The sequence below is a fragment of the Rathayibacter sp. AY1D9 genome (assembly GCF_002932395.1).
GTDB lineage: Bacteria > Actinomycetota > Actinomycetes > Actinomycetales > Microbacteriaceae > Rathayibacter.
In genome coordinates this window covers 1-19771 of sequence record NZ_PSVQ01000041.1, presented here as the reverse complement: position 1 = coordinate 19771, position 19771 = coordinate 1, and the positions used below count along the sequence as shown (strand labels likewise).

Here is a 19771-nt window from a genome sequence, read left to right as displayed (position 1 = left end):
TCTCGTCGGCCGCAACGCGACCCCGCTCCGGAACGGCATGATCGCCTGATGGGACGCATCCGATTCAGCAGTCCGGGCCGGGACGAGGACACCGACCGGGGACCTGCGCCCGACCCCGACCGTGCCCGGTACTCCCGGGACGACGGGGCGAGGTTCACCGCGATCACGCTCACCTGCCTGTCGGTCCTCCCCGCGATCGTCCTCACGGCCGCGTTCCTCCTCGTGCGGCTCCCTCCGCTCGACCGCGACGACCAGCCCGACTGGACGGCGCCGCGCGCGGAGGTCCTGGCTCCGTGGCTGCTGCTGTTCCTGCTCCCACCGCTGGTCACGGGACTGCTCGCTCGTCTGGTCGGCGGGCGGGACTCCTCCCACGGGTTCGGTCGCTCCGCCGCGGTCTGCCTCGTGGTGATGGCGCCGTTCCTCGGCCTCTCGGCCCTGTCGCTCCTCGGCTAGGCGCTGCCGCCCGGGAGCATCAGCATCGCGAATCCGGCGGTCGCAGCGGCCAGGACGACGCTGATCGGAACGGACCAGCGGGGCCGGTAGGCACCGATGACGAGGGCGGCGAAGGCGAGGACCGCGCCGACCCCGACGACGGCGAACCACTGGAGGAAGGGCCACGCCGGCCCGGCGAGGCAGTCGATCGGCGGATCCTGGACCTCGAGGAATGTGCTGCGGTAGGTGCTCGCGCAGCCGGCGAGGAGCAGTCCGCTGACGGCGGCGCCGAGCCCGGCGAGCACACCGGCGACCACCCCTCCGATCGTTCCGACGAGGGCGAGGAGCGTCGCGACCGCGTCCGCGGCGGCCGCGCGATCGGGGCCGCCGGACCGTACGCCGCTCACGCCTGCAGGACCACCGCGCCGTAGTGGGTGCCGGCGCCCGTGCCCACCAGCAGCACCGACTCCCCCGGCTGCACGTCCGAACGGTGCAGGGCCAGCGGGATCGCGCTGCCGATCGTGTTGCCGACCTCGCCGAGCGTGATCGTCATCCGGTCGCGGCCCCAGAGGCGGGCCATGCCCTCGAGCCCGGCCGCGCTGGTCTGGTGCGGGACCACGCGGTCGATGCCGGGGAGCCCGGTCGAGAGGCCGGGCCGCACCTCCTCGAGGAACGCCGGGAAGTGCCGCAGCGCGTCGACGAGCAGCGCCTTGCCCTGCATGTCGAAGCGGAAGTCGGCGAGCCGGTCCTGCGCCTCCTCGATCCGGATCCGCGAGCCGAAGCCGCGCAGCTCCGCGTGGCGCACACCGCTCGGGCGGGTGCGGAAGTGCGTGGTGACCAGGCCCTGCCCCGGAGTCTCGGCGCGTCCGATCACGACGGCGGCGGCCGCGTCGCCGAAGAGCAGGGCGCTCTCGGGCTGGCCCGGGTCGATGCCGCGGCTGCCGCAGTCGGTCGAGACGATGAGCACGGTGTCGGCGCGACCCGTGGCGAGGAGGAATCCCGCCTCCTGCAGAGCGAAGAGGAACGACAGGCAGGTGGCGCCGACGCTGTACGCCGAGACGTCGTCGAGGCCGAGTCCCGCCGCGAGCAGCGAGCCTCCGTCCGGGATCGCCTGCAGCTGAGTGCCCGAGGCGTTGAGCACCACGTCGACCGTGTCGAGCCCGGCCGCCGCGAGCGCCCGACGGGCGGCGAGCAGGCCGAGCTCCAGCGGGTCCTCGTCGTCGGTGACCCAGTGGCGGGTGCGCACGCCGGAGCGGCGCTCGGCCTCGTCGGCGGGCAGGCCGCAGAGCGCGGCGACCTCGGCGGTCGTGACGATCCGCTCGGGCAGCGCTTCGCCCGTGCCGAGGACGCGGAGCGGGAGGAGGTCGGGCACGCGGGCCCCTTCCTGCCCCGGGACGTGCGGAGCGAATCCCTGTATAGCGCGCCTCTGCACCTCCGCGCGCACTGTTCGGCGCGGTTTGACGGCACGGGCCCCCGCCGACACCATGGTCCCGGAGCGGGGGACGGATGGACGCGCGCGGTTTCTGGGTGGTCGTGCCCTTCCTCGACGAGGAGAAGCTGCTCGGCGGCGCCCTCGACGCGCTCGCCCGCCAGACCGATCCGGACTTCACCCTCCTGCTCGTCGACAACGGCAGCACCGACGGCTCGCGCGCCGTGATCGAGGAGTTCCGCCGCCGGTGCCCGGAGCGGCAGGTCGCCGTGATCGACGAGGCGCAGAAGGGCACGGGAGCCGCCTCCGACACCGGCTTCCGCCACGCGATCGCCGAGGGCGCGACGGCCGTCGCCCGCACTGACGCCGACTGCCTGCCGAGCGCCGACTGGGTGGCGCGCCTCAAGGCCGACCTCCGCGGCGGCGCCCGCTTCGTCGGCGGCCGCCTGTCCCCGCGGCGGGACGAAGCCGTCTACCGCTGGTACGACGGCGTGCTCGGCACCGCGCTGATCCGCCTGATGGAGCACGCCCCGGGCGTCTTCTACCGCCGCCCCGGCCAGCGGTACCGGATGTTCATGGCCGCCGGCTGCAACCTCGCGATCGACGCCGCGCTGTACCTCCAGGTCGACGGCTTCCCGCGCTCGAGCATCGACGACACCGACGAGGACCTGGAGCTGCACCTGAAGGTCTGCCAGGTGATCGGGCGGAGCGAGGCGCTGCTCGACAAGGACGCGGTCGTGCTGATGTCGATCCGGAAGGGCAAGGCGCTCGGGTACCTGGGGATCCTGCTCTGGTACTGGGGCCGCAAGCGCGGGCTGGAGGTCGTCGATGTCCGCTGAGCGCCGGCGCCGCGTGCTGATCACCGGGGCGACGGGCTTCCTCGGCGGCTACGCGGTGCGCGAGTTCCTGGCCGCGGGCGACGACGTGCTCGCCACCGGTCGCGCCCCCGAGGCGCTGGCGCGGCTGGAGGAGGAGGGCGCCACGGTCCTCCGCGCCGACCTCGCCGAGCTGGGCGCGACGGACGTCGAGGCCGACGTGCTCGTGCACGCCGCCGCTCTGTCGAGCCCGTGGGGCACGTGGAGCGAGTTCGAGCGCGCGAACGTCGCGGGGACGGAGGCGATGATCGCGCTGGCCGAGCGCTGCGGGATCCGCCGCTTCGTCTTCGTCTCCTCGCCGAGCATCTACTCCGCCCGGCGCCACCAGTACCTGGTGCGGGAGGAGGAGGTCGACGCCGGCAGCCGGATGAGCCTCTACATCCGCAGCAAGATCGAGGCGGAGCGGCTGCTGCAGGAGGCGCACCGCGCCGGCCGGATCCCCGAGCTCGTGATCCTGCGCCCCCGCGGCCTGATCGGCGTCGGCGACCCCAGCCTCCTCCCCCGCTTCGTCGCCGCGAGCCGCCGCCGCGGCATCCCCCTCTTCGACGGCGGTCGGAACCCCGTCGACATCACCTGCGTCGAGAACGCCGCGCACGCGCTGGTGCTCGCCGCCGACGCTCCCGTGGCCGACGGCGGCGTCTACAACATCACCAACGGCGAGCCCGCTCCGCTCGGCGACCTCCTCGAGCGCTTCTTCGCCGCGATGGGCGAGGAGCCGCGCTTCATCCGGGTGGACCTGCGCGTGCTGACCGCGCTCGCCGAGATCCTGGAGCGGGTGTACCGGCTGCTGCCCGGCCGCGAGCCGCCGTTCACCCGCTACACCGTGGCGACCCTCGCCTACGCGCAGACCCTCGACATCTCGCGGGCGCGGACCGAGCTCGGCTACGAGCCGACCGTGCCGCTGGCCGAGGGCATCCGCCGGGTCGGCGAGCACTTGAGGAGGTCGCGTGGCTGAGTCGTCGCTGCAGGTGATGGCGTGCGGGAGCACCGTCTTCCCGCTGTCCCGGGTGTTCCGCGGGAAGGGGCTCCCCCGCCGCGTCTTCCCCTCGAACGTCTTCCTGTACACGCACGCGAGCGGCCGGCGGGTGCTCGTGGACACGGGCTACCCGCCGACGTTCCGCGGAACAGGCCTCGTCGGACGCCTGTACGAGCGCATCCTGCCCGCAACGGTGCCGGACGACGAGACCGTCGACCAGCGGCTGCTCGCCCTCGGCCTGACCCCGGCCGACGTGGAGTTCGTGGTGCTCACGCACCTGCACCCGGACCACGTGGGCGGCGTGCGCTGGTTCCCGGACGCGACGTTCGTGCTGTCGTCTGGCCAGGTCGCCTCCGTGCGGCGGAACCGCGTGCGCGAGGGGATCTTCCGCGCGCTGCTGCCGCCGTGGTTCGAGGCCGGGATCGTGGCGGACGAGCAGCCCGCGACGACGATCAAGGGGCTGACCGGATTCGACCTGTTCGGCGACGGGTCGCTGCTCGTGGTGCCGCTGCCGGGGCACGCACGCGGTCACCTGGGGGTGCTCGTCGAGGGGCGCGTGCTCGTGGCCGGAGACGCGGCGTGGGGGCGGGAGTTCCTCGGCTGGTCCGGGCGCCTGCGCCGGCTGCCGCGGTTCATCAGCGACGACGCGCGGGCGCACGAGCGGACGTCCGAGCTGCTCGAGCGGGTGGAGGCGGCGGGGGTGCGGTTGCGCTTCTCGCACGACGCGTATCCGGAGGGGGACGTGCGGCTGGGTGGGGCGGCACCCGTCGGCAGGAAGTCGCCGACCTGACGGCGGGACGGCTCGCGTCGTACCCTCTCGTCCATGACGGGCTACGCCCGACCGGCTGTCGCGGACCGCGTCTTCATCGGCGAGGACGGCCGACCCATCCCCTACGGCACTCGCTGGCAGGGTGAGTCGCCTCCGGACGAGAGCTACTCCGTCACGAGAGATCTCGAGCGTTTCCAGCCGCTGCACACCGTCGCGGACGCCCTGCTCGAGCACCTCGAGCGCACCTACGACGTCACGGTCGAGGACGACCCGGCCCTGGCCTCACGAGACGAAGCGGAGATCTCCTGGGCCGCCCGCGCCGTCCGCGTGACGCCGCGGTCGGTCGACGCCGCACCTCTGACGATCGTCTGGACCGTCTTCCCCGGCGTCCTCCTCCACGCCGGAGCACTGCACCGCTTCAACTACCCCGTCTGCGGCTGCGACGCCTGCGACGACGAGTGGACCGCCCTCGCGGACGACCTCGAGCGCACCGTCTTCGACGTCGTCGCGGGCCGCTACGAGGAGAGCATCGCCGCCGGGAAGGACGGCATCATCGTCGGCTACCGCATCGGGAGCGGCAGTGAGCTCGGCTGGTCGAGCGGCTACAGCAACGACGTCGGGGTGCATCACAGGATCGGCCACGACGGGCAGCAGCTGACCGCGCCCTTCAGTCGAGTGTGGGAGGCCTGGCCGAAACGCTGACGCCGCGGCCGGCAGACTCTCGCGAGGTCATCGACCCTGTCCGAGGAGTGGCGCGCCTGCCGCCTCGGGCCGCGAGATCTCGAGTTCCGACACTCGACCAGCCGCCGGTTGTCAGCGGGGCAGGTGCTCGTAGGGGACGCGGCGGCTCAGCCAGGCGAGCAGCCCGGCGGCGAGCGCCGCGATCGCGGCGGGGATGAGCAGCAGCCAGAGGGCCGAGGTCACGGCGACGAGGACGAGCGCCGCCGCGGCGACGCCGGCGCCGATCGCGAAGTTCCAGCGCACATCCGTCGCCACTCCGCCCTCGGGACGCGCCCACAGCACGACGAGGGCCGTCGCGATCGGCCCGAGCAGCAGCCCCAGCACGAACCAGCGCCAGCGCGAGCGGCCCTTCTGCTCGGCGAGACCGGCGGTGACGATCGCGAGTCCGAACCAGATCCAACCGGAGTCCTGGGTGAGTGTCATGCGTGGAGCCTAGGGCGCGGGCAGGATCGCCCCGGCGACGTCGCCGCTCGGGAGCGTGGGCCTGTCGCCCGCGTCTCCCGCCCAGCGGTCCCCGGCTCGGCCGCTGACCTGCACCGCTACCCGGGCACCACCACGAAGGCGACTCCGACGACGACGCACAGCACGAGAGCCACCGAGCCGAACCCGATCAGGAGGGCGAACGTCAGCGGACGGGTCTCGCGGAAGCTCATCGTCCCGGGGATCAGCTCGTTGATCTCGGAGGGGCCGAGCGTCTTCTCCGCGACGGGCGGCGCCTCGATCTTCCGCCGACGAGCGGCTCCGGTCAGGCGCGCCCACACGCTCCAGCTACCGGTGTGCACGCCACGCGCCGCCGGCAGGAGCGGCGTCGTCACGGCGGCGACGACGGCCCGCAGGTCCTCGATCTCCCAGTCCGACCCGCGGAGCCGCAGCGACCGGCTCCCGTCCGACAGGAACAGGATGAGCGACGGGGGCAGATCGATCCCCTCGCTGTTGGGGCCGGCGGGCACCCATGCGAGCAGCGCCTTCACCGACGGGTCGGCCCGCTCGAAGGTCACGACCCTGCCTCGAGCGTCCGTGCACTCGATCGCCCGGTCCGAGATCCGGAGCGACGCGGTGGCGAGGAACCGCCGATTGCGGAGCGCCAGCACTCCGACGATCACCAGAGCCACCACGGTGGCGAAGCCGAACAGCCCGAGGTAGACGGCCAGCGCCGCACCGCGGTCGTCGGCGACCACGACTCCCCAGACGCTCCCCGCCAGCAGGACCAGCGCGGGGAGGACGGCGACGGGCCTCAGCCGTCGCGACTCGTTCTTCTGCCGGGCCCTCGAGGGCCGGAACTCGCGAACCGGCTCCGAGCGGTCCGTCCGTCGCCGCTCCATCAGGCGGACGCGACGGACGGAGAGCCGGTGCGGACGCGGTTCCGAAGAGGGTCGTCGAGACTGCGGCGCATGGCGTCAGGGTAGCGGTGGCGCTCACCAGCGCCGCCCTCGCCTCAGGGGCCTTGGATTCTTCTCGCGGCTGTAGCGCAGCGACCGCCGAAAGCGAGGACCACCGCTCCTTCTGTGCTCCCGGCGACGCCGATAGCCTTCGCCCGTGACCTCCTCGACTCGCGCACTGGACCTCGCTCGTGCACGCCTCCGGATCGGAGTGCTCGCGTTGGTCCACCTCGTGGTCGCCGTCAACCTGGTCCCGTTCGGACTGTTGAGCTACGCCTCCGAGAACTATCCGGCCGTCGATGAGTGGTCCGACCTGTCGACGCTCGGGCGGGCCGTCCAATGGGCGGCCTTCGCTCCGTGGGTGCTCGTCGTCATCACTCCCGTCGTCTCGTTCATCGTCGTCCGTCGCCTCTCCGCCCCCCTGAGGAGTTTCTGGATCACGCCCGCCGCCGGCATCGCCGCCACCGTTGCGATCCACTTCGTGGCCTACCTCTTCTTCGACGCCCCTCGCCCAGTCACCGGAGGGTGAGCGGACGCGGCGCGCCTGTCAGTCCGCGCGGGACGTCACCGCACGACAGGTCGGCCCCTCCCGGGGTGCCGCCGCCGGGCACGATCATCCGAGCGAGGGCTCGTCCGGATCGACAGACTGGGCTGGTGTCCTCACCGATGACGATCCGCGCCGTGCCGACCTCGGCCCGGCGTGAGGAGATGCACCTCAGGCTCCATCTCGCAGAGAGCAGGCGAGTGCTGCCTCTCGCGGCCGTCCCCGGCGATCGGCCTCCTCAGGACCTTCCGTACCGGGCAGCGCGCTCGACGCACGCGGGACGCCGGGCGCGGCGGCAGCCCGCCGGGGACCGAGCGCCCTGACGCGACTCCCGCGCCGCCGACGACACGACGCCCCCACTCGACGCCCCACGTACCCACTCAGACAGGACCTGCCATGACCTCCTCCCTCTCCCACCCGGCGAGCCGCTGGGCTCTCGACCACATGCCCCTCACCGCGCAGGCCGTCCGGGAGCTCGCTCCGGTGCTCTCCGGGAAGAAGCTGGCGATCTGCCTCCACGTCGAGCCCAAGACCGCCGCCCTCGTCTCGCTCCTCGTCGAGGCCGGGATGGACATCGCTCTGACGGGCTCGCCCGGAACCACGAAGGACGACGTCGCCGACGACCTCCGCGCCCTCGGCGTGCACGTGCACACGAAGCAGAGCGACGGCGAGGCGGAGCACCTCCGCAACATCGAGAAGGTGCTCGAGCACGATCCCGATCTCACCCTCGACAACGGCGCCGACCTGACTCTCCGGCTCATCAACTCGGGCGTCCCGGACCACTACCTCGGCGGCACCGAGGAGACCACCACCGGCGGCATCCGCCTGCGGGAGAACAGCGCGACCCTCCCGCGACCGGTCGTCGTCATCAACGACTCGCCCCTCAAGCTGATCGTCGAGAACGAGTACGGGGTCGGCCAGAGCGTCGTCCAGGGCTTCATGAACGCCACGAACCTCATGATCCCGGGCACCCGCGCCGCGGTCATTGGCTACGGCCCGTGCGGACGCGGAGTAGCCGACACCCTCGCGCAGCTCGGAGCGCGGGTCTCCGTCGCCGACGTCGACCCGATCCGCTCGCTGCAGGCGATCCTCCGCGGCCACCGTGTCGGACCCGTCGCCGACGTCCTCTCGGACGCGCAGTTCGTCTTCACCGCCACCGGCGCACCCGGCGTCATCGGCGCCGCGGAGATCGACGCGTTCGCCGACGGCGCCGTGATCGCGGGCGTCGGCCACTTCCCGTGGGAGATCGACGAGGACGCCCTCGCGGCCGCCACGGAGTCGACCACCGAGTTCGCCGACGGACAGCGCCGGCAGGGCATCCGCCTGAAGAACGGCAAGCGGATCGTCCGCCTCGAGAACGGCCGGATGATCAACCTCACCGCGGCCGGCGGGAATCCGATCCAGGCGATGGACCTCGGCCTGACCCTGCAGGCCCGGAGCCTCGCCGCTGTCGTCACCGCGGACCTCGACGCCGCCGTGCAGCCCGTCCCGGCCGACGTCGAGCACCGCATCGCGACCGACCTCGTCGCCCTCCTCAGCCGCTGAGGGACGCCGGGCAGGAGGGTCTCGCCGGGCGCAGCGGGTCGGGATCGCGACCCGGCTGCGCCGACGTCGGCGCGGTTGCCGGCAGCAGGAGCAGGCGTCCGTGGCCGCTCCCGCGAGGCCGAATCAGCGGGCCCGCCCGGCTCACGGGCCCGTCACTCGCGGCCGAGCCAGTCCGTGATCGCGCTGACGACGCGGTCGAGGTGGGACTCGAGCAGGAAGTGCCCGCCGTCGACGAGCTCGATGCGCGCGTGAGGCGCGTCGCGGAGGAACGCCTGGGCGCCGGCGGGGGCGAAGATCTCGTCGTTCCGGCCCCAGACGGCGAGGACGGGGACTCCGGACTCGCGGATCCACGCCTGCACCGCGGGGTAGAGCTCGCGGTTGGTGGCGTAGTCGCGGAAGAGCGCCAGCTGCACGTCGTCCTGGCCGGGGCGGGCGAGGAGCGCGAGGTCGTGCTCCCAGGCGTCCGGATCGACGGTGCTGGAGTCGGGGACACCGTGGGTGTACTGCCACTCGACGGCCTCCCGGCCGAGAGCCGGCCGGAGGGCGTCGCGCGTCTCGTCGGTCAGCTCGGCGGCGTCGGCCCAGATCGGGTCCCAGAAGCCGGGCACGAAGCCCTCCTCGTAGGCGTTGCCGTTCTGCGAGATCACGGCGACGACCGCGGACGGATCGGCGAGGGCGAGGCGCCAGCCGACGGGGGCGCCGTAGTCCTGGGCGTAGATCGTGTACCGGGTCACCCCGATGGTCTCGAGGAAGCGGCCGGTCACCGCGGTCAGGGCGGCGAACGTGTAGTCGAAGTCCTCGACGGAGGGCGCGGACGAGCGTCCGAAGCCGATGTGGTCGGGGGCGATGACGCGGTAGTGCCCCGCGAGGGCGGGGAGGAGGTGGCGGAACATGTGCGAGCTGCTCGGGTACCCGTGCAGCAGCAGGAGGACGGGCGCGTCGACGGGCCCGGCCTCCCGCCAGAAGACGTCGAGTCCGTCGACGGACACGGTGCGGTGATGGACGACGACCATGGCTAACCCCTTCAAGTAGATTTACTGGTTAGTCGGACGCTAGCATGGATCGAACGGGCCGCACGGCGCGGGAGGACGGGGAACGATGGATCGGGACGAGGAGCTGCTCCTGGCGGTGCTGAACAGCGCGCCCGTGGTGGACGGACGGCCGACGGACGACCTCGGCGACGCGTCCGGTCGCGAGCTCGCCCGGCGGTGGGGCGGAGTCGGCACCGAGGACGAGCTCGAGCGGCTGCGCCGCGCCCGCGACGCACTCCAGGCCGTCGTGCGCTCGGACGCGCCCGCGGCCGTCACGGAGCTCGCGGACCTGGTCGCGCGCGCCGTGCGCACCCCGCGCGTCACCGATGAGGGCGTCGTGTGGGAGCTGAGCGCTCCCGAGCCGGATCGACTCGCGGTGGAATCGGTCCTCGCCTGGTCCACTGTGAACGCCCGGTTCCCTGGGCGGCTCCGCGCTTGCGCGAACGACGAGTGCAACCTCTTCCTCCTCGACCGCAGCCGCCCCGGCACCGCCAAGTGGTGCTCGATGGCGACGTGCGGCAACCGGATGAAGGCCCGCGCGCACGCGAGCCGGTCGCGGGACTGAGGGCGGCCGGGAGGCGCAGCGGCGAAGGCTACGCGCCGCGCAGCCGGGCCGTCGATGCGGACGCCTGCGCTCGAGCCCGTTGCAGGGCGTCCTCGCGTCCGGCCGCGTTGAGGCGGGCGGGACCGTAGGTGACCACCGGGGGCAGGACGTCGTACCCGACGAACTCGAGCATCCCGCGATGGATGTGGAAGAGGAACGACTGCAGGTCGCCGTAGCCGTCGGCGGCGCCGGGCGCGAAGGCCGCTTCGCCGCCGCCCGTCGTCAGCAGGAGCATCGCGCTCCTGCCACGCAGGCCGCCCTCGGCGAAGACGCCGTGCTCGCCTCCGAACGTCGCGCCCATCACGAAGACGCGGTCGATCCAGCCCTTCATGATCGCCGGCATCGAGAACCACCACAGTGGGAACGAGAGCACCAGGAGATCCGCCTGCATCAGCTCGTCGAGGTCGCTCGTGACGGGCTCCCCGAGCGTCTTCTCGAGGACCGCGGTCATCTGCTGCGCCTGCGGCTTGAAGTAGCCGGAGCCGGGCGCGAACTGGTCGCGGTGCAGCACCGGATCCCGGCCCTCGGCGTACAGGTCGAGCCGGCGGACCTCCATGCCGTCGGCCCTCAGCTGCTCGAGGACCGCGTCCGCCTGCGCCGAGGAGAAGGACCGCTCCTCAGGATGGGCGTGGACGAGCAGAGCGCGGCGAGCGGGAGCGGCCTCGGAAGCATCGGTCATGCCGCCGATCATATCGACGATTCGCGATATGTCGCTAGATCGAGGCTCCGAGGCGCTTCAGGAGCCCGTCGACGTCGGCGTCGCTCCTCCGGTAGTGGGTGTACTTCCCGACGCGCGTCGAGCGGACGAGGCCCGCGCGCTCCAGGGATCCCATGTACGACGAGATGGTCGACTGCGCGAGACCGCTCTTCGCGGCGAGATGCGTGACGCAGACCCCGAACTCGGCGCGGTCGGCGATCGGCTCGAACTCGCTGAACGACGCCTCAGGAGAGCGGAGCCACTCCATGATCTGCAGTCGCGTGGGATTGCCCAGTGCCTTCAGCACCTCGACCAGTCCCGTGTCCACCGCGCCATTCTCCCCTGCTCGCCGCCCGGGCGCCTCCGCGCCGGAATCACCCTCCGCCCGGACGCACCCCGCTCACGGCAGCAGGATCACCTTGCCGTCGAGCGTCCGGGACTCGGCGAGCTCCATCGCCTCGACGATCCCGGTGAGCGGGAAGCGGGCGGCGATGTTGGCCGTCAGCGAGCCGTCGGCGAGGAGTCCGAGCACGCGGCCGAGGTCCTCCTCGAGCCGCGCACGGAAGCGCGCGGGCCGCAGCGAGTGGCCCGACCAGAGGTCGTAGAAGACCGCGCGCCGGCCGTTGGGGGCCAGCTGGTAGGCCTGGATCCGCGCGAGCTGGCGGAGGAACGGGGGCCAGATGCTCCCGGTGCTCGCGCTGACGATCGCGTAGGCGACGAGGGTGCCGCCGGGCGCGAGCAGCGACCACGCCAGCCGGGTCGTCGCTCCGCCGACGTTGTCGAAGACGGCCTGCACTCCGCCGGGAGCGAGCTCGCGCACGCGGGCGGCGAGGTCGGGATCGGCGTAGTCGACGGGCTCCACTCCGGCCGCTCGGAGGGCCTCGTGGTGGCGGGGCGAGGCGGCGCCGATCACGCGGATCCCCTCGAGGCGGGCGAGGCGGTGCACGAGGCCGCCGACTCCGCCGTTCGCGCCGAACAGGAGGATCGTGTCGCCGCGGGAGACCCGGGCCGAGCGGTGCAGCATCTGCCACGCCGTCACTCCGTTGACCACGACGGCCTCGGCGTCCTCGGACGCGGCTCCGTCGGGGACGAGAACGCAGTCGCGGGCGGCGACGCGGGCGTGACCCGTCCAACCGCCGGTCTTGGTGAGGGCGGCGACCCGGCGGCCCTCGAGCGACGCGTCGCCGCCGGGGCCGACCGCGAGGACCCGGCCGACGAGGTCGTAGCCGGGCGTGAAGGGGAACGGCGGCTGGGCGAAGTAGCGGCCGCGGCGCATCGACTGCTCGGCGAACGAGATGCCGGTGGCCTCGACGGCGACGAGCAGCTCGCCGGCCGCGGGAGGCTCGACCGGTGCCTGCTCGAGGAGCAGCCCGGACGGCTCGACGATCCCGGGGAGGACGACGCGGGTGGTGGTGCGGGGAAGCGTGGTGGACATGAGGGGCTCCTGAGGTCGTAGGTGAGTGACTGAACAGTCACAAAAGCGGATATGAAAAGGGATGGTGGCGAAGAGGAGGAGAGGAAGAAGAGGAGGAGAGGAGGAGAGGAAGAAGAGGAGGAGAGGCGAGCGCCGCGGGCTCAGTCGCGGTGCCGGATGCCGTCGGAGACGATGCGGGCCCACTCGGAGTCGACGCCGCCGAGGTCGGTCTGCACGATCAGGTGGCAGAGCTGCCCGTAGGCGACGAAGCGCTGCACGGCCGGGCCGTCGGCTCCGGAGACGACGGTGACCGTCCGGACGACCGCGGAGATCCCGCGGCGCACCGCCTCGCGGATCTCGGGGACGTCGCACGCGCTCTGCGCCTGCGACTGCAGCATGATCAGGTCGCGGTCGGCGATCAGGTCGATGTAGGCGACGGTCATCGCCTCGAGCCGGTCGGCCGGGTCCGAGGAGGGCGAGGCCTCCCCCGCCGCCGCGAGCGTGGTCGCCACCTGCTCGTAGCAGCGGTCGACCGCGGCGACGAAGACGCCGAGCTTGCCCGGGAACAGGCGGAAGACGTAGGCGGGCGAGACGCCGGCCTCGGCGGCGACCTCGGTGATCGGAGTCGCGGCGTAGCCGGTGCGCGCGAACACGTGGAGCGCCGCCGCGGTGATCCGCTCGCGCTGCGCCTCGGCGGTGGAGCGGGAGGAGGGGGAAGGCATGTGACTGATCGAACACTTACTTCGCTCGCCTGTCAAGAGCGCTGCCGGACGAGTCGACACGCGGGCCGGATCAGGAGCCCCGACGACTCCGTCAGCAGTACCGACGCAGGCCTGCCGGCCAGGAGGGGCGCGCGCCGCTCCGGAGCTCGAGCGCGCCTCCTCCGCCCTGCCGAAAATGGTTCGGCTACCGTCCGTGGCGGGCCGAGTTCCTCGGTCCGCCACCCGAGGAGGGATTGCTCATGCACGATTCGACCGAGGCTGCCGTCGTTAAGAGGGTCCTGGAGGACGAGATCCTCGAGAACTACGCCTCCGTGGTGGACGTGGTCCGGACCTGGATCGAGAGCCCGAACAGCGTCTGCATCGTCTACCGGCGCCGTCTCGACGGCGACCATCTGATCGGTCAGCGCTTCCGCTTCCCACCGCACGCCGCGAACGACGATCCCGTCTCGACGGGAGTCGATGCGGCGCTGAACACGGCCGAGCCCCTCGGCGCGCCCTTGGAACGCGCGCGGCTCGCGGACGGGGTCTTCTGGTTCGCGATACCGCCGACCGACGCACTGCCCGCCATCCCCGACGGGCCGTCAGCACCGAGCCGGGACTGAGCGACGGCGGCGAGCTCGACCGGGCACCCCCTACCCCGCACCCCCACCTCGCCCCTAGGTTGGGGGGACCCGCATCGCCGACCGCGCACCACTGAGTTCCGATGGAGGAACGCCATGGCCACGACACCCGTGCTCCGCAGGATCGCGATCGCGCTGGTCGCGGTCGTCGCAGTGGGAGTGGCGGGTGCCGCACCGGCGTCCGCTCTCGACAGGCCCGTCTCCGGATACCTGAAGGACAGCGGGCTCACGCCCGAGAAGATCCGCGACTTCCTCGGCGGACCCCTCATCTCGCCCTCGACGCAGGTGGGCTACGGCGGAGCGGTCTCGAGCGTCGACGCGAACGCGAGCCGCGTGGGCATGGAGGTGCTGAAGCGCGGCGGCAACGCAGCTGACGCCGCGGTCGCCACGGCCGCGGCCCTCGGCGTGAGCGAGCCGTACAGCGCCGGCATCGGCGGAGGCGGGTACTTCGTCTACTTCGACAAGGCCTCCGGCGAGGTCAGCACCATCGACGGACGCGAGACAGCGCCGGCCGGCATCACCTCGGACGCGTTCCTCGACCCCGCGACCGGAGCCCCGTACCCGTTCACCCCGGACCTCGTCTCCTCCGGCGTCGCGGTCGGCGTGCCCGGCACGGTGGCGACCTGGGACACCGCGGTCGACCGCTTCGGCACCCTGCCGCTCCCCGTCGTGCTGGCGCCCTCGATCGCGCTCGCGGCGAAGGGCTTCCGGGTGGACGAGACCTTCCGCAACCAGACGCTCGACAACCTCGAGCGGTTCCAGGCGTTCCCCGACACGGCCGAGCTCTTCCTCCCCGGTGGGGACGCGCCGAAGGTGGGCAGCACCTTCCGCAACCTCGACCTCGCGAAGACGCTGACCTCCATCGCCGTCCACGGGCCGGACGCGTTCTACGAGGGCGCGCTGGCCGCCGAGATCGCCGACACGGTCCAGAACCCGCGGATCGCCGAGGGGTCGGACCTCCCGGCCCCGGCCGGCACGATGACCGCCGCCGACCTCGCGGCGTACTCGGTCGCCGAGCAGGCGCCGACCCGCGTCTCCTACCGCGGACTCGACGTCTACGGGATGGCACCCTCCTCCTCCGGCGGGATCGCGGTCGGCGAGGCCCTCAACATCCTCGAGAACCACGACCTCGCGGCCGAGGACACCGGCAGCGCCCTGCACCTCTACCTCGAGGCGTCCGCCCGCGCCTTCGCCGACCGGGGCGCCTACGTCGGCGACCCCGCCTTCGTCGACGTGCCCACCGAGACGCTCCTCAGCCAGGAGTTCGCGGACTCGCGGGACTGCACGATCGACCCGGCGACCGCCTCCGTCCGCCCGGTCGCGCCCGGCGCTCTCGACGGCTCCGGATGCGCGACCGCCCCCGCCGCGGAGGAGTCGGACACCGAGAACATCTCCACCACCCACCTCTCGGTCGTCGACAAGTGGGGCAACGCCGCCTCCTACACGCTCACGATCGAGCAGACCGGCGGCTCGGCGATGACCGTCCCCGGCCGCGGCTTCCTCCTCAACAACGAGATGACCGACTTCTCCCCCACCTTCGTCGACGGGGACCCGAACCGGATCGAGCCGGGCAAGCGCCCGCGCTCGTCGATGTCGCCGACGATCGTGCTCGACGGCGGGGACGTGCGGTTCGTCGTCGGCTCGCCGGGCGGATCGACGATCATCACGACGGTCCTGCAGACGCTGGTCAACCGCATCGACCTCGGCATGACGCTCCCCGAGGCGGTGGCAGCGCCCCGCGCCTCCCAGCGCAACGGCGCGACGACCTCCGCCGAGCCCGAGTTCATCGAGGCGTACGCCGACGACCTCGCTCCCTTCGGCCAGCAGCTGGTCCCCTCGGGCGACACCTTCACCTCGGCCGCGCAGATCGGGGCGGTGGCCGCCATCGAGGTCGACCCCTCCGGCCGGATGACCGCGGTCGCCGAACCGGTGCGGCGCGGCGGCGGCGTCGGGCTGGTGGTCCGGCCCGAGAAGTGACGCCCCGGAGCCTCCGCGGCCCGCTGAGAGGAACCGTCGGCCGGCCGCCCCTCTCGCCCGGGAGCGGTCCTCCGCGGGAAGGAGGCGTCTGCGACACTGGGGAGATGTCGTCGTCGCGCCCGCTGCGCACCCTCCGGGGTGTCGTCGCGGCGACGGTGGCGACGCTCGTCGCGCTGTTCTCGCACGTGGCCGGTGGCGGCCAGATCCCGGGTCCGCTCGGTGTCGCGATGCCGCTCGTCCTGTCGGTCCTGGTGTGCGTGGCGCTCGCCGGGCGCAGGCTCTCCCTGGTCCGCCTGGCGGCCTCGGTGGGAGTCAGCCAGTTCCTGTTCCACACGCTCTTCACGATCGGGACCTTCGCGGGGCCGGTCGATCCGCCGACCCTGCACGCGCACCACGGTGCCGTGATCGACGTCAGCGCGGCGATGACGCACAGCGGGATGACCGGCTCCTCGATGTGGGCGGCGCACCTCGTCGCCGCCGTCGCGACGACCGCGGCGCTCCACCGCGGCGAGTCCCTCCTCGTCAGTGTCGCCGCGACGACGAGCCACCTCGTCACCCGCCTGGTGCGGGTCCTGCCGACTCCGGTGGCCGCTCCTCGACCCGCGCAACGCTCCTCCTTCGAGCTGCGCGACGTGCTCCCCCTCGCCTCGGGCGTCTTCCCCCAGGCGGCGCTGCGGCGCGGCCCCCCTCTGCAGCCCGCCTCCTGATCATCGACGCGAGCCGCGGCGAGGACCTCCCCGGAGGTCCCCGCAGCGTCTGACCGACCCGTCTCCTCCCCGGACCCTCGCGAACGGCGCGCCCCTCACCGGGACGGCGGAGGCCGACGAGCCCGACTTCGAGGCGACGACGACCATCGGCTTCCCGGTGATCCCGGAGTTCTCGCACATGAGGCGCGCCCGCTCGGAGAACACCGCCGAGCGCTTCCACCGCCGGGCCTACAACTACGACGACACCCCGACGGGCGAGGACATCTCGAACTCCGGGCTGATCTTCGCGGCGTTCCAGGCCGACGTCACCGCGCAGTTCGTGCCGATCCAGAAGCGCCTGGACGAGCTGGACCTGCTCAACGAGTGGACGACGCCGATCGGCTCCGCCGTCTTCGCGATCCCGCCGGGCTGCGTCGAGGGCGGCTACATCGGCGACACCCTCCTCTGACCCTCACCGGCACCCGCCACAGCACCGAAGGACCAGAAGTATGACCACCACCGCCACGAGACCCCGCGACTCCGCCGACCCCCCGCCCCCGCCGCACAGAAGCAGCGCAGGCTGGCTCGGACAGCTGCTGCTCCGCCTGCACTTCTCCGCCGCCCTGTTCGTCGGGCCGTTCATCCTCGTCGCCGCGACCAGCGGAGCGCTCTACGCACTCACCCCGCAGCTCGAGCAGGTCGTCTACGCGCAGGAGCTGCACGCCCCGGAAGCGGACGCCTACCTGCCCCTGGCCGACCAGATCGACGCCGCCGACGCGTACACCGGAGGCGGGCAGAGCATCGTCGCCGTCCGCCCCGCCCCGAACCCCGGCGACACCACCCGGGTGATGTACGCGGACCCGTCGCTCGGCGCCAGCGAGACCCGCGCGGTCTTCATCGACCCGGCCACCGCCGCCGTCCGCGGCGACCTCACCGCCTACGGCACCAGCGGCGCCCTGCCGTTGCGGACCTGGGTCAGCGACCTGCACCGGACGCTGCACCTCGGGGACGTGGGCCGCTCCTACAGCGAGCTCGCCGCCTCCTGGCTGGGGGTCGTCGCCCTCGCCGGCCTGGGCCTCTGGATCATCCGCCTCCGCCGAGCCCGCGTGAAGAGGGACCTGCTGCGCCCCGCGCCGAGGACCACCGGCTACAAGCGCCTGTTCTCCTGGCACGCCTCCACCGGCGTCTGGCTGCTCGTCGGCGCCCTGTTCCTCTCAACCACAGGCATCACCTGGTCGCTGTACGGAGGCGGGAACTTCGAGACCCTCCGCTCCGCAGTCGGCTGGACCACACCCTCGCTGGGGACGACGCTCGGCGACCGGACCGGCGAGGTGGCCGACGAGCACGCCGGGCACGCCGGACACGGCGCGGCTACCGGCGACGCCGTCGAGTCGACGGCGGGCTACTCGCCGGCCGCCTACGACTCGGTGCTCTCGGTCGCCCGCGAGGTCAACGTGAACACGGGACTGGTCGAGATCCGGCCGCCCGCGGCGGAGGGCTCGGCCTGGGTCGTGCAGGAGATCCAGCGCAGCTTCCCGACCGAGGTCGACGGCGTCGCGATCGACGGGAGCACGATGCAGGTCGTCGACCGGGTCGACTTCGCCGACACCGGCCTCGTCGCCAAGCTCTCCCGCTGGGGCATCGACACGCACATGGGCTCGATGTTCGGGCTGCCCAACCAGCTGCTGCTGTTCGTCACCGCGGCCGGCATCGCCACGATGGTCGTGCTCGGGTACCTGATGTGGTGGAAGCGCCGCCCCGCCCGCGGCCGCCGGCGGCTCGGCGGCACCCCGCCGGCCCGGGGAGCGCTCCGGCGCGCGCCGTGGTGGGGAGTCGCGTCCGTCCTGGTCGTCGCCGCCGCGGTCGGGCTGTTCCTCCCGCTCCTGGGGGCGAGCCTCGCGGCCTTCGTGGTCGTCGACACGCTGCTGGGGCTCCGACCCGCGCACCGCTGAGCGCGCGGGCGTCGGCCCGGTGAGGTCCACCGGGCCGGCGTCACAGCCCCTTCGGGAAGCCGAGGGAGCGCAGCGCGGGGTCGAGGCCCTCCCACTGGTGACGCCGCTCCGCGTCCCGGTCGGCGTCGCTCCCCCGAAGTCCGACCGCCTTCCTCACCGTTGTCTCCGTGGATTCGGGGCAGTTGTCGGCTCCGGAACGCGCCAGGGGTCCCGGGTACGGCTGACCGCCTTCAGCCGCCTGATGGCATGCCGTGATGAGCCGCCCGGGACCCCGCAACGGCAGGACCGCTCATGGAGAGACGCGACCAGATCGCCCCGTGATGACACGCCGGCGAGGTCGTTCACGGCGCACCGCACCCGCTGAACGGAAGGACCCTGCGTGCCCCGACTCCGGGCCGGAATCGACGCCGGCAAGGCCGACCACCACTGCCGGTGAGGGTGCATCGATGATGCTCATCGCGCGCCTCCGAGCCAGAGTCCTGTTGCTGCGGCGATGACGCTGAGGAGGAGCGTGCCGAGGGCGTTGATGGCGGAGGCGAGTTGGCGTCCTTCGGCGAGGAGACGGACGGTTTCGAGGCTGGCGGTGGAGAAGGTGGTGTAGCCGCCGAGGAAGCCGGTGCCGAGGACGAGTCGCCACGGCTCGGGGGCGATGCCTGCGAGGGCGAGGCCGGTGATCAGGCCGAGGAGGAGTGATCCGGTGACGTTGATGACGGTGGTGCCCCAGGGATAGGCGCCGCCGGTGCGGGCCTTGATGAGCCCGTCGAGGAGGAGCCGTGTTGCGGCTCCGATTCCACCGGCGAGGGAGAGCGCGAGGAACAGTGCGGGTGTCATGCCGGCACCTTCCTCTGCGTGCGTCGCCGGTGGAGTGCTGCGGCGAGGGCGACTCCGGTCCAGGACGCGAGGGCACCGAGCAGGACGGTGCCGAGCGCGTAGAGGGCGGCGGGTGCGGGGTGTCCTGTGGTGAGCAGGTGGGCGGTGTCGGTGGCGAGGGTGCTGTAGGTGGTGAAGCCTCCGAGCGCTCCGGTACCGAGCAGCAGCCGTGCGGTGCGGCGTCGGCCCTCGTCGCTGCCGGCTCTGGCGAGGCTCTCCAGGAGTACGCCGAGCAGGAGCGCGCCGACGATGTTGATGGCGAAGACGACGGTGTCGAAGGCGGGATCGGCGGGGAACGCGAGGGTCAGGCCCTCCCGCGCCCCGGTCCCGACCGTGCCGCCGGCGGCGACGAGGAGGAGGTATCGCGGACGCAGGTGCACGGGTCGTGGCGTCCCGTCGGGGGCGTCGTCGACGTCGAGGTCGCTGTTGCTCTCGCCATCTCTCGCACCGTCGCCGCCGGTCGGCACGCCCACCTTCACCCCCCCCGCCTCCCACTCGATCTGCACGC

Annotated in this window: 23 protein-coding genes and 1 pseudogene; 13 read left to right on the top strand and 11 right to left on the bottom strand. The window is 72.8% G+C overall.

Going from position 1 to position 19771, the window contains the following annotated elements; all coding sequences use genetic code 11:
• Window positions 1-48 precede the first annotated feature (48 nt).
• Window positions 49-453, top strand: a complete 405-nt coding sequence (locus C5C50_RS14350; RefSeq protein ID WP_104273747.1) for a hypothetical protein — start codon at window positions 49-51, stop codon at window positions 451-453.
• Here C5C50_RS14350 and C5C50_RS14345 read toward each other — a convergent pair.
• Window positions 450-839, bottom strand: a complete 390-nt coding sequence (locus C5C50_RS14345) for a hypothetical protein (protein WP_104273746.1) — start codon at window positions 837-839, stop codon at window positions 450-452. The genes C5C50_RS14350 and C5C50_RS14345 overlap by 4 nt on opposite strands.
• Window positions 836-1804: a 3-oxoacyl-ACP synthase III family protein gene (locus C5C50_RS14340; RefSeq protein ID WP_219814108.1), complete on the bottom strand. Its 969-nt coding sequence runs from the start codon at window positions 1802-1804 to the stop codon at window positions 836-838. Before C5C50_RS14340 ends, C5C50_RS14345 begins: the two co-directional genes overlap by 4 nt.
• 134 nt (window positions 1805-1938) lie before the next feature.
• Between C5C50_RS14340 and C5C50_RS14335 the strand changes: the two genes are divergently transcribed.
• Genes C5C50_RS14335 through C5C50_RS17095 form a run of 4 tightly spaced genes read left to right on the top strand, consistent with a single transcriptional unit; the run spans window position 1939 to window position 5183 of the window.
• A complete protein-coding gene (locus C5C50_RS14335; protein WP_104261373.1) occupies window positions 1939-2700 on the top strand; it encodes a glycosyltransferase in 762 nt (253 codons plus the stop codon).
• On the top strand, window positions 2690-3691 hold the full coding sequence (locus C5C50_RS14330) for an NAD(P)-dependent oxidoreductase (RefSeq protein ID WP_104273744.1): 1002 nt from the start codon (window positions 2690-2692) through the stop codon (window positions 3689-3691). Before C5C50_RS14335 ends, C5C50_RS14330 begins: the two co-directional genes overlap by 11 nt.
• The gene (locus C5C50_RS14325) at window positions 3684-4502 is read left to right on the top strand and encodes an MBL fold metallo-hydrolase (protein WP_104273743.1); all 819 of its coding nucleotides are present in this window, start codon (window positions 3684-3686) and stop codon (window positions 4500-4502) included. Before C5C50_RS14330 ends, C5C50_RS14325 begins: the two co-directional genes overlap by 8 nt.
• Before the next feature lie 33 nt (window positions 4503-4535).
• Window positions 4536-5183 carry a DUF6226 family protein gene (locus C5C50_RS17095; protein WP_181133944.1) on the top strand — a complete coding sequence of 216 codons (648 nt, stop codon included), beginning with the start codon at window positions 4536-4538 and terminating at the stop codon, window positions 5181-5183.
• Between the two features lie 111 nt (window positions 5184-5294).
• On the opposite strand, the gene C5C50_RS14315 is transcribed toward C5C50_RS17095, so the two are convergent.
• On the bottom strand, window positions 5295-5645 hold the full coding sequence (locus C5C50_RS14315) for a hypothetical protein (RefSeq protein ID WP_104226336.1): 351 nt from the start codon (window positions 5643-5645) through the stop codon (window positions 5295-5297).
• A gap of 116 nt (window positions 5646-5761) precedes the next feature.
• Window positions 5762-6544 (bottom strand): hypothetical protein, encoded by a 783-nt coding sequence (locus tag C5C50_RS14310; protein WP_104273742.1) that lies wholly within the window; start codon window positions 6542-6544, stop codon window positions 5762-5764.
• Between the two features lie 214 nt (window positions 6545-6758).
• Between C5C50_RS14310 and C5C50_RS14305 the strand changes: the two genes are divergently transcribed.
• Both C5C50_RS14305 and C5C50_RS14300 read left to right on the top strand, forming a co-directional pair.
• Window positions 6759-7130 carry a hypothetical protein gene (locus tag C5C50_RS14305; protein WP_104273741.1) on the top strand — a complete coding sequence of 124 codons (372 nt, stop codon included), beginning with the start codon at window positions 6759-6761 and terminating at the stop codon, window positions 7128-7130.
• 411 nt (window positions 7131-7541) lie between these two features.
• Complete coding sequence (locus C5C50_RS14300) at window positions 7542-8690, top strand: adenosylhomocysteinase (protein WP_104273740.1); 1149 nt, start codon at window positions 7542-7544, stop codon at window positions 8688-8690.
• Between the two features lie 152 nt (window positions 8691-8842).
• On the opposite strand, the gene C5C50_RS14295 is transcribed toward C5C50_RS14300, so the two are convergent.
• Entirely contained in the window at window positions 8843-9703 is an 861-nt protein-coding gene (locus C5C50_RS14295) for an alpha/beta fold hydrolase (RefSeq protein WP_104273739.1), read from the bottom strand.
• A gap of 85 nt (window positions 9704-9788) precedes the next feature.
• On the opposite strand from C5C50_RS14295, the gene C5C50_RS14290 reads away from it, so the two are divergent.
• Window positions 9789-10286: a CGNR zinc finger domain-containing protein gene (locus C5C50_RS14290; RefSeq protein WP_104273738.1), complete on the top strand. Its 498-nt coding sequence runs from the start codon at window positions 9789-9791 to the stop codon at window positions 10284-10286.
• A gap of 28 nt (window positions 10287-10314) precedes the next feature.
• Here the strand turns inward: C5C50_RS14290 and C5C50_RS14285 are convergent, their stop codons facing one another.
• From C5C50_RS14285 to C5C50_RS14270, 4 genes are all read right to left on the bottom strand, one after another.
• On the bottom strand, window positions 10315-11004 hold the full coding sequence (locus tag C5C50_RS14285) for an NAD(P)H-dependent oxidoreductase (protein WP_104273755.1): 690 nt from the start codon (window positions 11002-11004) through the stop codon (window positions 10315-10317).
• A 34-nt stretch (window positions 11005-11038) separates the two neighbouring features.
• Window positions 11039-11350, bottom strand: coding sequence for a helix-turn-helix transcriptional regulator (locus C5C50_RS14280; protein ID WP_244230566.1), 312 nt, complete (start codon window positions 11348-11350; stop codon window positions 11039-11041).
• 72 nt (window positions 11351-11422) lie between these two features.
• Window positions 11423-12457, bottom strand: a complete 1035-nt coding sequence (locus tag C5C50_RS14275) for a medium chain dehydrogenase/reductase family protein (RefSeq protein WP_104273737.1) — start codon at window positions 12455-12457, stop codon at window positions 11423-11425.
• Between the two features lie 140 nt (window positions 12458-12597).
• Complete coding sequence (locus tag C5C50_RS14270) at window positions 12598-13158, bottom strand: TetR/AcrR family transcriptional regulator (RefSeq protein WP_104261361.1); 561 nt, start codon at window positions 13156-13158, stop codon at window positions 12598-12600.
• Window positions 13159-13397: 239 nt separating this feature from the next.
• Between C5C50_RS14270 and C5C50_RS14265 the strand changes: the two genes are divergently transcribed.
• From C5C50_RS14265 to C5C50_RS14245, 5 genes and pseudogenes are all read left to right on the top strand, one after another.
• Window positions 13398-13760, top strand: a complete 363-nt coding sequence (locus tag C5C50_RS14265) for a hypothetical protein (protein ID WP_104224922.1) — start codon at window positions 13398-13400, stop codon at window positions 13758-13760.
• A 114-nt stretch (window positions 13761-13874) separates the two neighbouring features.
• Window positions 13875-15755 (top strand): gamma-glutamyltransferase, encoded by a 1881-nt coding sequence (ggt, locus tag C5C50_RS14260; protein ID WP_104250437.1) that lies wholly within the window; start codon window positions 13875-13877, stop codon window positions 15753-15755.
• 104 nt (window positions 15756-15859) lie between these two features.
• Entirely contained in the window at window positions 15860-16462 is a 603-nt protein-coding gene (locus tag C5C50_RS14255) for a hypothetical protein (RefSeq protein ID WP_104263385.1), read from the top strand.
• 67 nt (window positions 16463-16529) lie between these two features.
• Window positions 16530-16910: pseudogene (locus C5C50_RS14250) on the top strand (Dyp-type peroxidase); the annotation flags it as partial.
• Window positions 16911-16950: 40 nt separating this feature from the next.
• Entirely contained in the window at window positions 16951-18393 is a 1443-nt protein-coding gene (locus C5C50_RS14245) for a PepSY domain-containing protein (protein ID WP_104273736.1), read from the top strand.
• Window positions 18394-18846: 453 nt separating this feature from the next.
• Here the strand turns inward: C5C50_RS14245 and crcB are convergent, their stop codons facing one another.
• Window positions 18847-19224, bottom strand: a complete 378-nt coding sequence (crcB, locus tag C5C50_RS14240; RefSeq protein ID WP_104224798.1) for a fluoride efflux transporter CrcB — start codon at window positions 19222-19224, stop codon at window positions 18847-18849.
• Window positions 19221-19769 (bottom strand): CrcB family protein, encoded by a 549-nt coding sequence (locus tag C5C50_RS14235; protein WP_308471838.1) that lies wholly within the window; start codon window positions 19767-19769, stop codon window positions 19221-19223. The genes crcB and C5C50_RS14235 overlap by 4 nt, the downstream gene beginning before the upstream one ends.
• Window positions 19770-19771 lie beyond the last annotated feature (2 nt).

What these genes read in the sequence shown, in the direction of transcription:
- C5C50_RS14270 (WP_104261361.1), bottom strand. Translation starts at nt 13,158, where the DNA reads ATGCCTTCCCCCTCCTCCCGCTCCACCGCCGAGGCGCAGCGCGAGCGG.
- C5C50_RS14330 (WP_104273744.1), top strand. Translation starts at nt 2,690, where the DNA reads ATGTCCGCTGAGCGCCGGCGCCGCGTGCTGATCACCGGGGCGACGGGC.
- C5C50_RS14335 (WP_104261373.1), top strand. Translation starts at nt 1,939, where the DNA reads ATGGACGCGCGCGGTTTCTGGGTGGTCGTGCCCTTCCTCGACGAGGAG.
- C5C50_RS14275 (WP_104273737.1), bottom strand. Translation starts at nt 12,457, where the DNA reads ATGTCCACCACGCTTCCCCGCACCACCACCCGCGTCGTCCTCCCCGGG.
- C5C50_RS14310 (WP_104273742.1), bottom strand. Translation starts at nt 6,544, where the DNA reads ATGGAGCGGCGACGGACGGACCGCTCGGAGCCGGTTCGCGAGTTCCGG.
- C5C50_RS14350 (WP_104273747.1), top strand. Translation starts at nt 49, where the DNA reads ATGGGACGCATCCGATTCAGCAGTCCGGGCCGGGACGAGGACACCGAC.
- C5C50_RS17095 (WP_181133944.1), top strand. Translation starts at nt 4,536, where the DNA reads ATGACGGGCTACGCCCGACCGGCTGTCGCGGACCGCGTCTTCATCGGC.
- C5C50_RS14265 (WP_104224922.1), top strand. Translation starts at nt 13,398, where the DNA reads ATGCACGATTCGACCGAGGCTGCCGTCGTTAAGAGGGTCCTGGAGGAC.
- crcB (WP_104224798.1), bottom strand. Translation starts at nt 19,224, where the DNA reads ATGACACCCGCACTGTTCCTCGCGCTCTCCCTCGCCGGTGGAATCGGA.
- C5C50_RS14285 (WP_104273755.1), bottom strand. Translation starts at nt 11,004, where the DNA reads ATGACCGATGCTTCCGAGGCCGCTCCCGCTCGCCGCGCTCTGCTCGTC.
- ggt (WP_104250437.1), top strand. Translation starts at nt 13,875, where the DNA reads ATGGCCACGACACCCGTGCTCCGCAGGATCGCGATCGCGCTGGTCGCG.
- C5C50_RS14245 (WP_104273736.1), top strand. Translation starts at nt 16,951, where the DNA reads ATGACCACCACCGCCACGAGACCCCGCGACTCCGCCGACCCCCCGCCC.
- C5C50_RS14255 (WP_104263385.1), top strand. Translation starts at nt 15,860, where the DNA reads ATGTCGTCGTCGCGCCCGCTGCGCACCCTCCGGGGTGTCGTCGCGGCG.
- C5C50_RS14290 (WP_104273738.1), top strand. Translation starts at nt 9,789, where the DNA reads ATGGATCGGGACGAGGAGCTGCTCCTGGCGGTGCTGAACAGCGCGCCC.
- C5C50_RS14295 (WP_104273739.1), bottom strand. Translation starts at nt 9,703, where the DNA reads ATGGTCGTCGTCCATCACCGCACCGTGTCCGTCGACGGACTCGACGTC.
- C5C50_RS14300 (WP_104273740.1), top strand. Translation starts at nt 7,542, where the DNA reads ATGACCTCCTCCCTCTCCCACCCGGCGAGCCGCTGGGCTCTCGACCAC.
- C5C50_RS14315 (WP_104226336.1), bottom strand. Translation starts at nt 5,645, where the DNA reads ATGACACTCACCCAGGACTCCGGTTGGATCTGGTTCGGACTCGCGATC.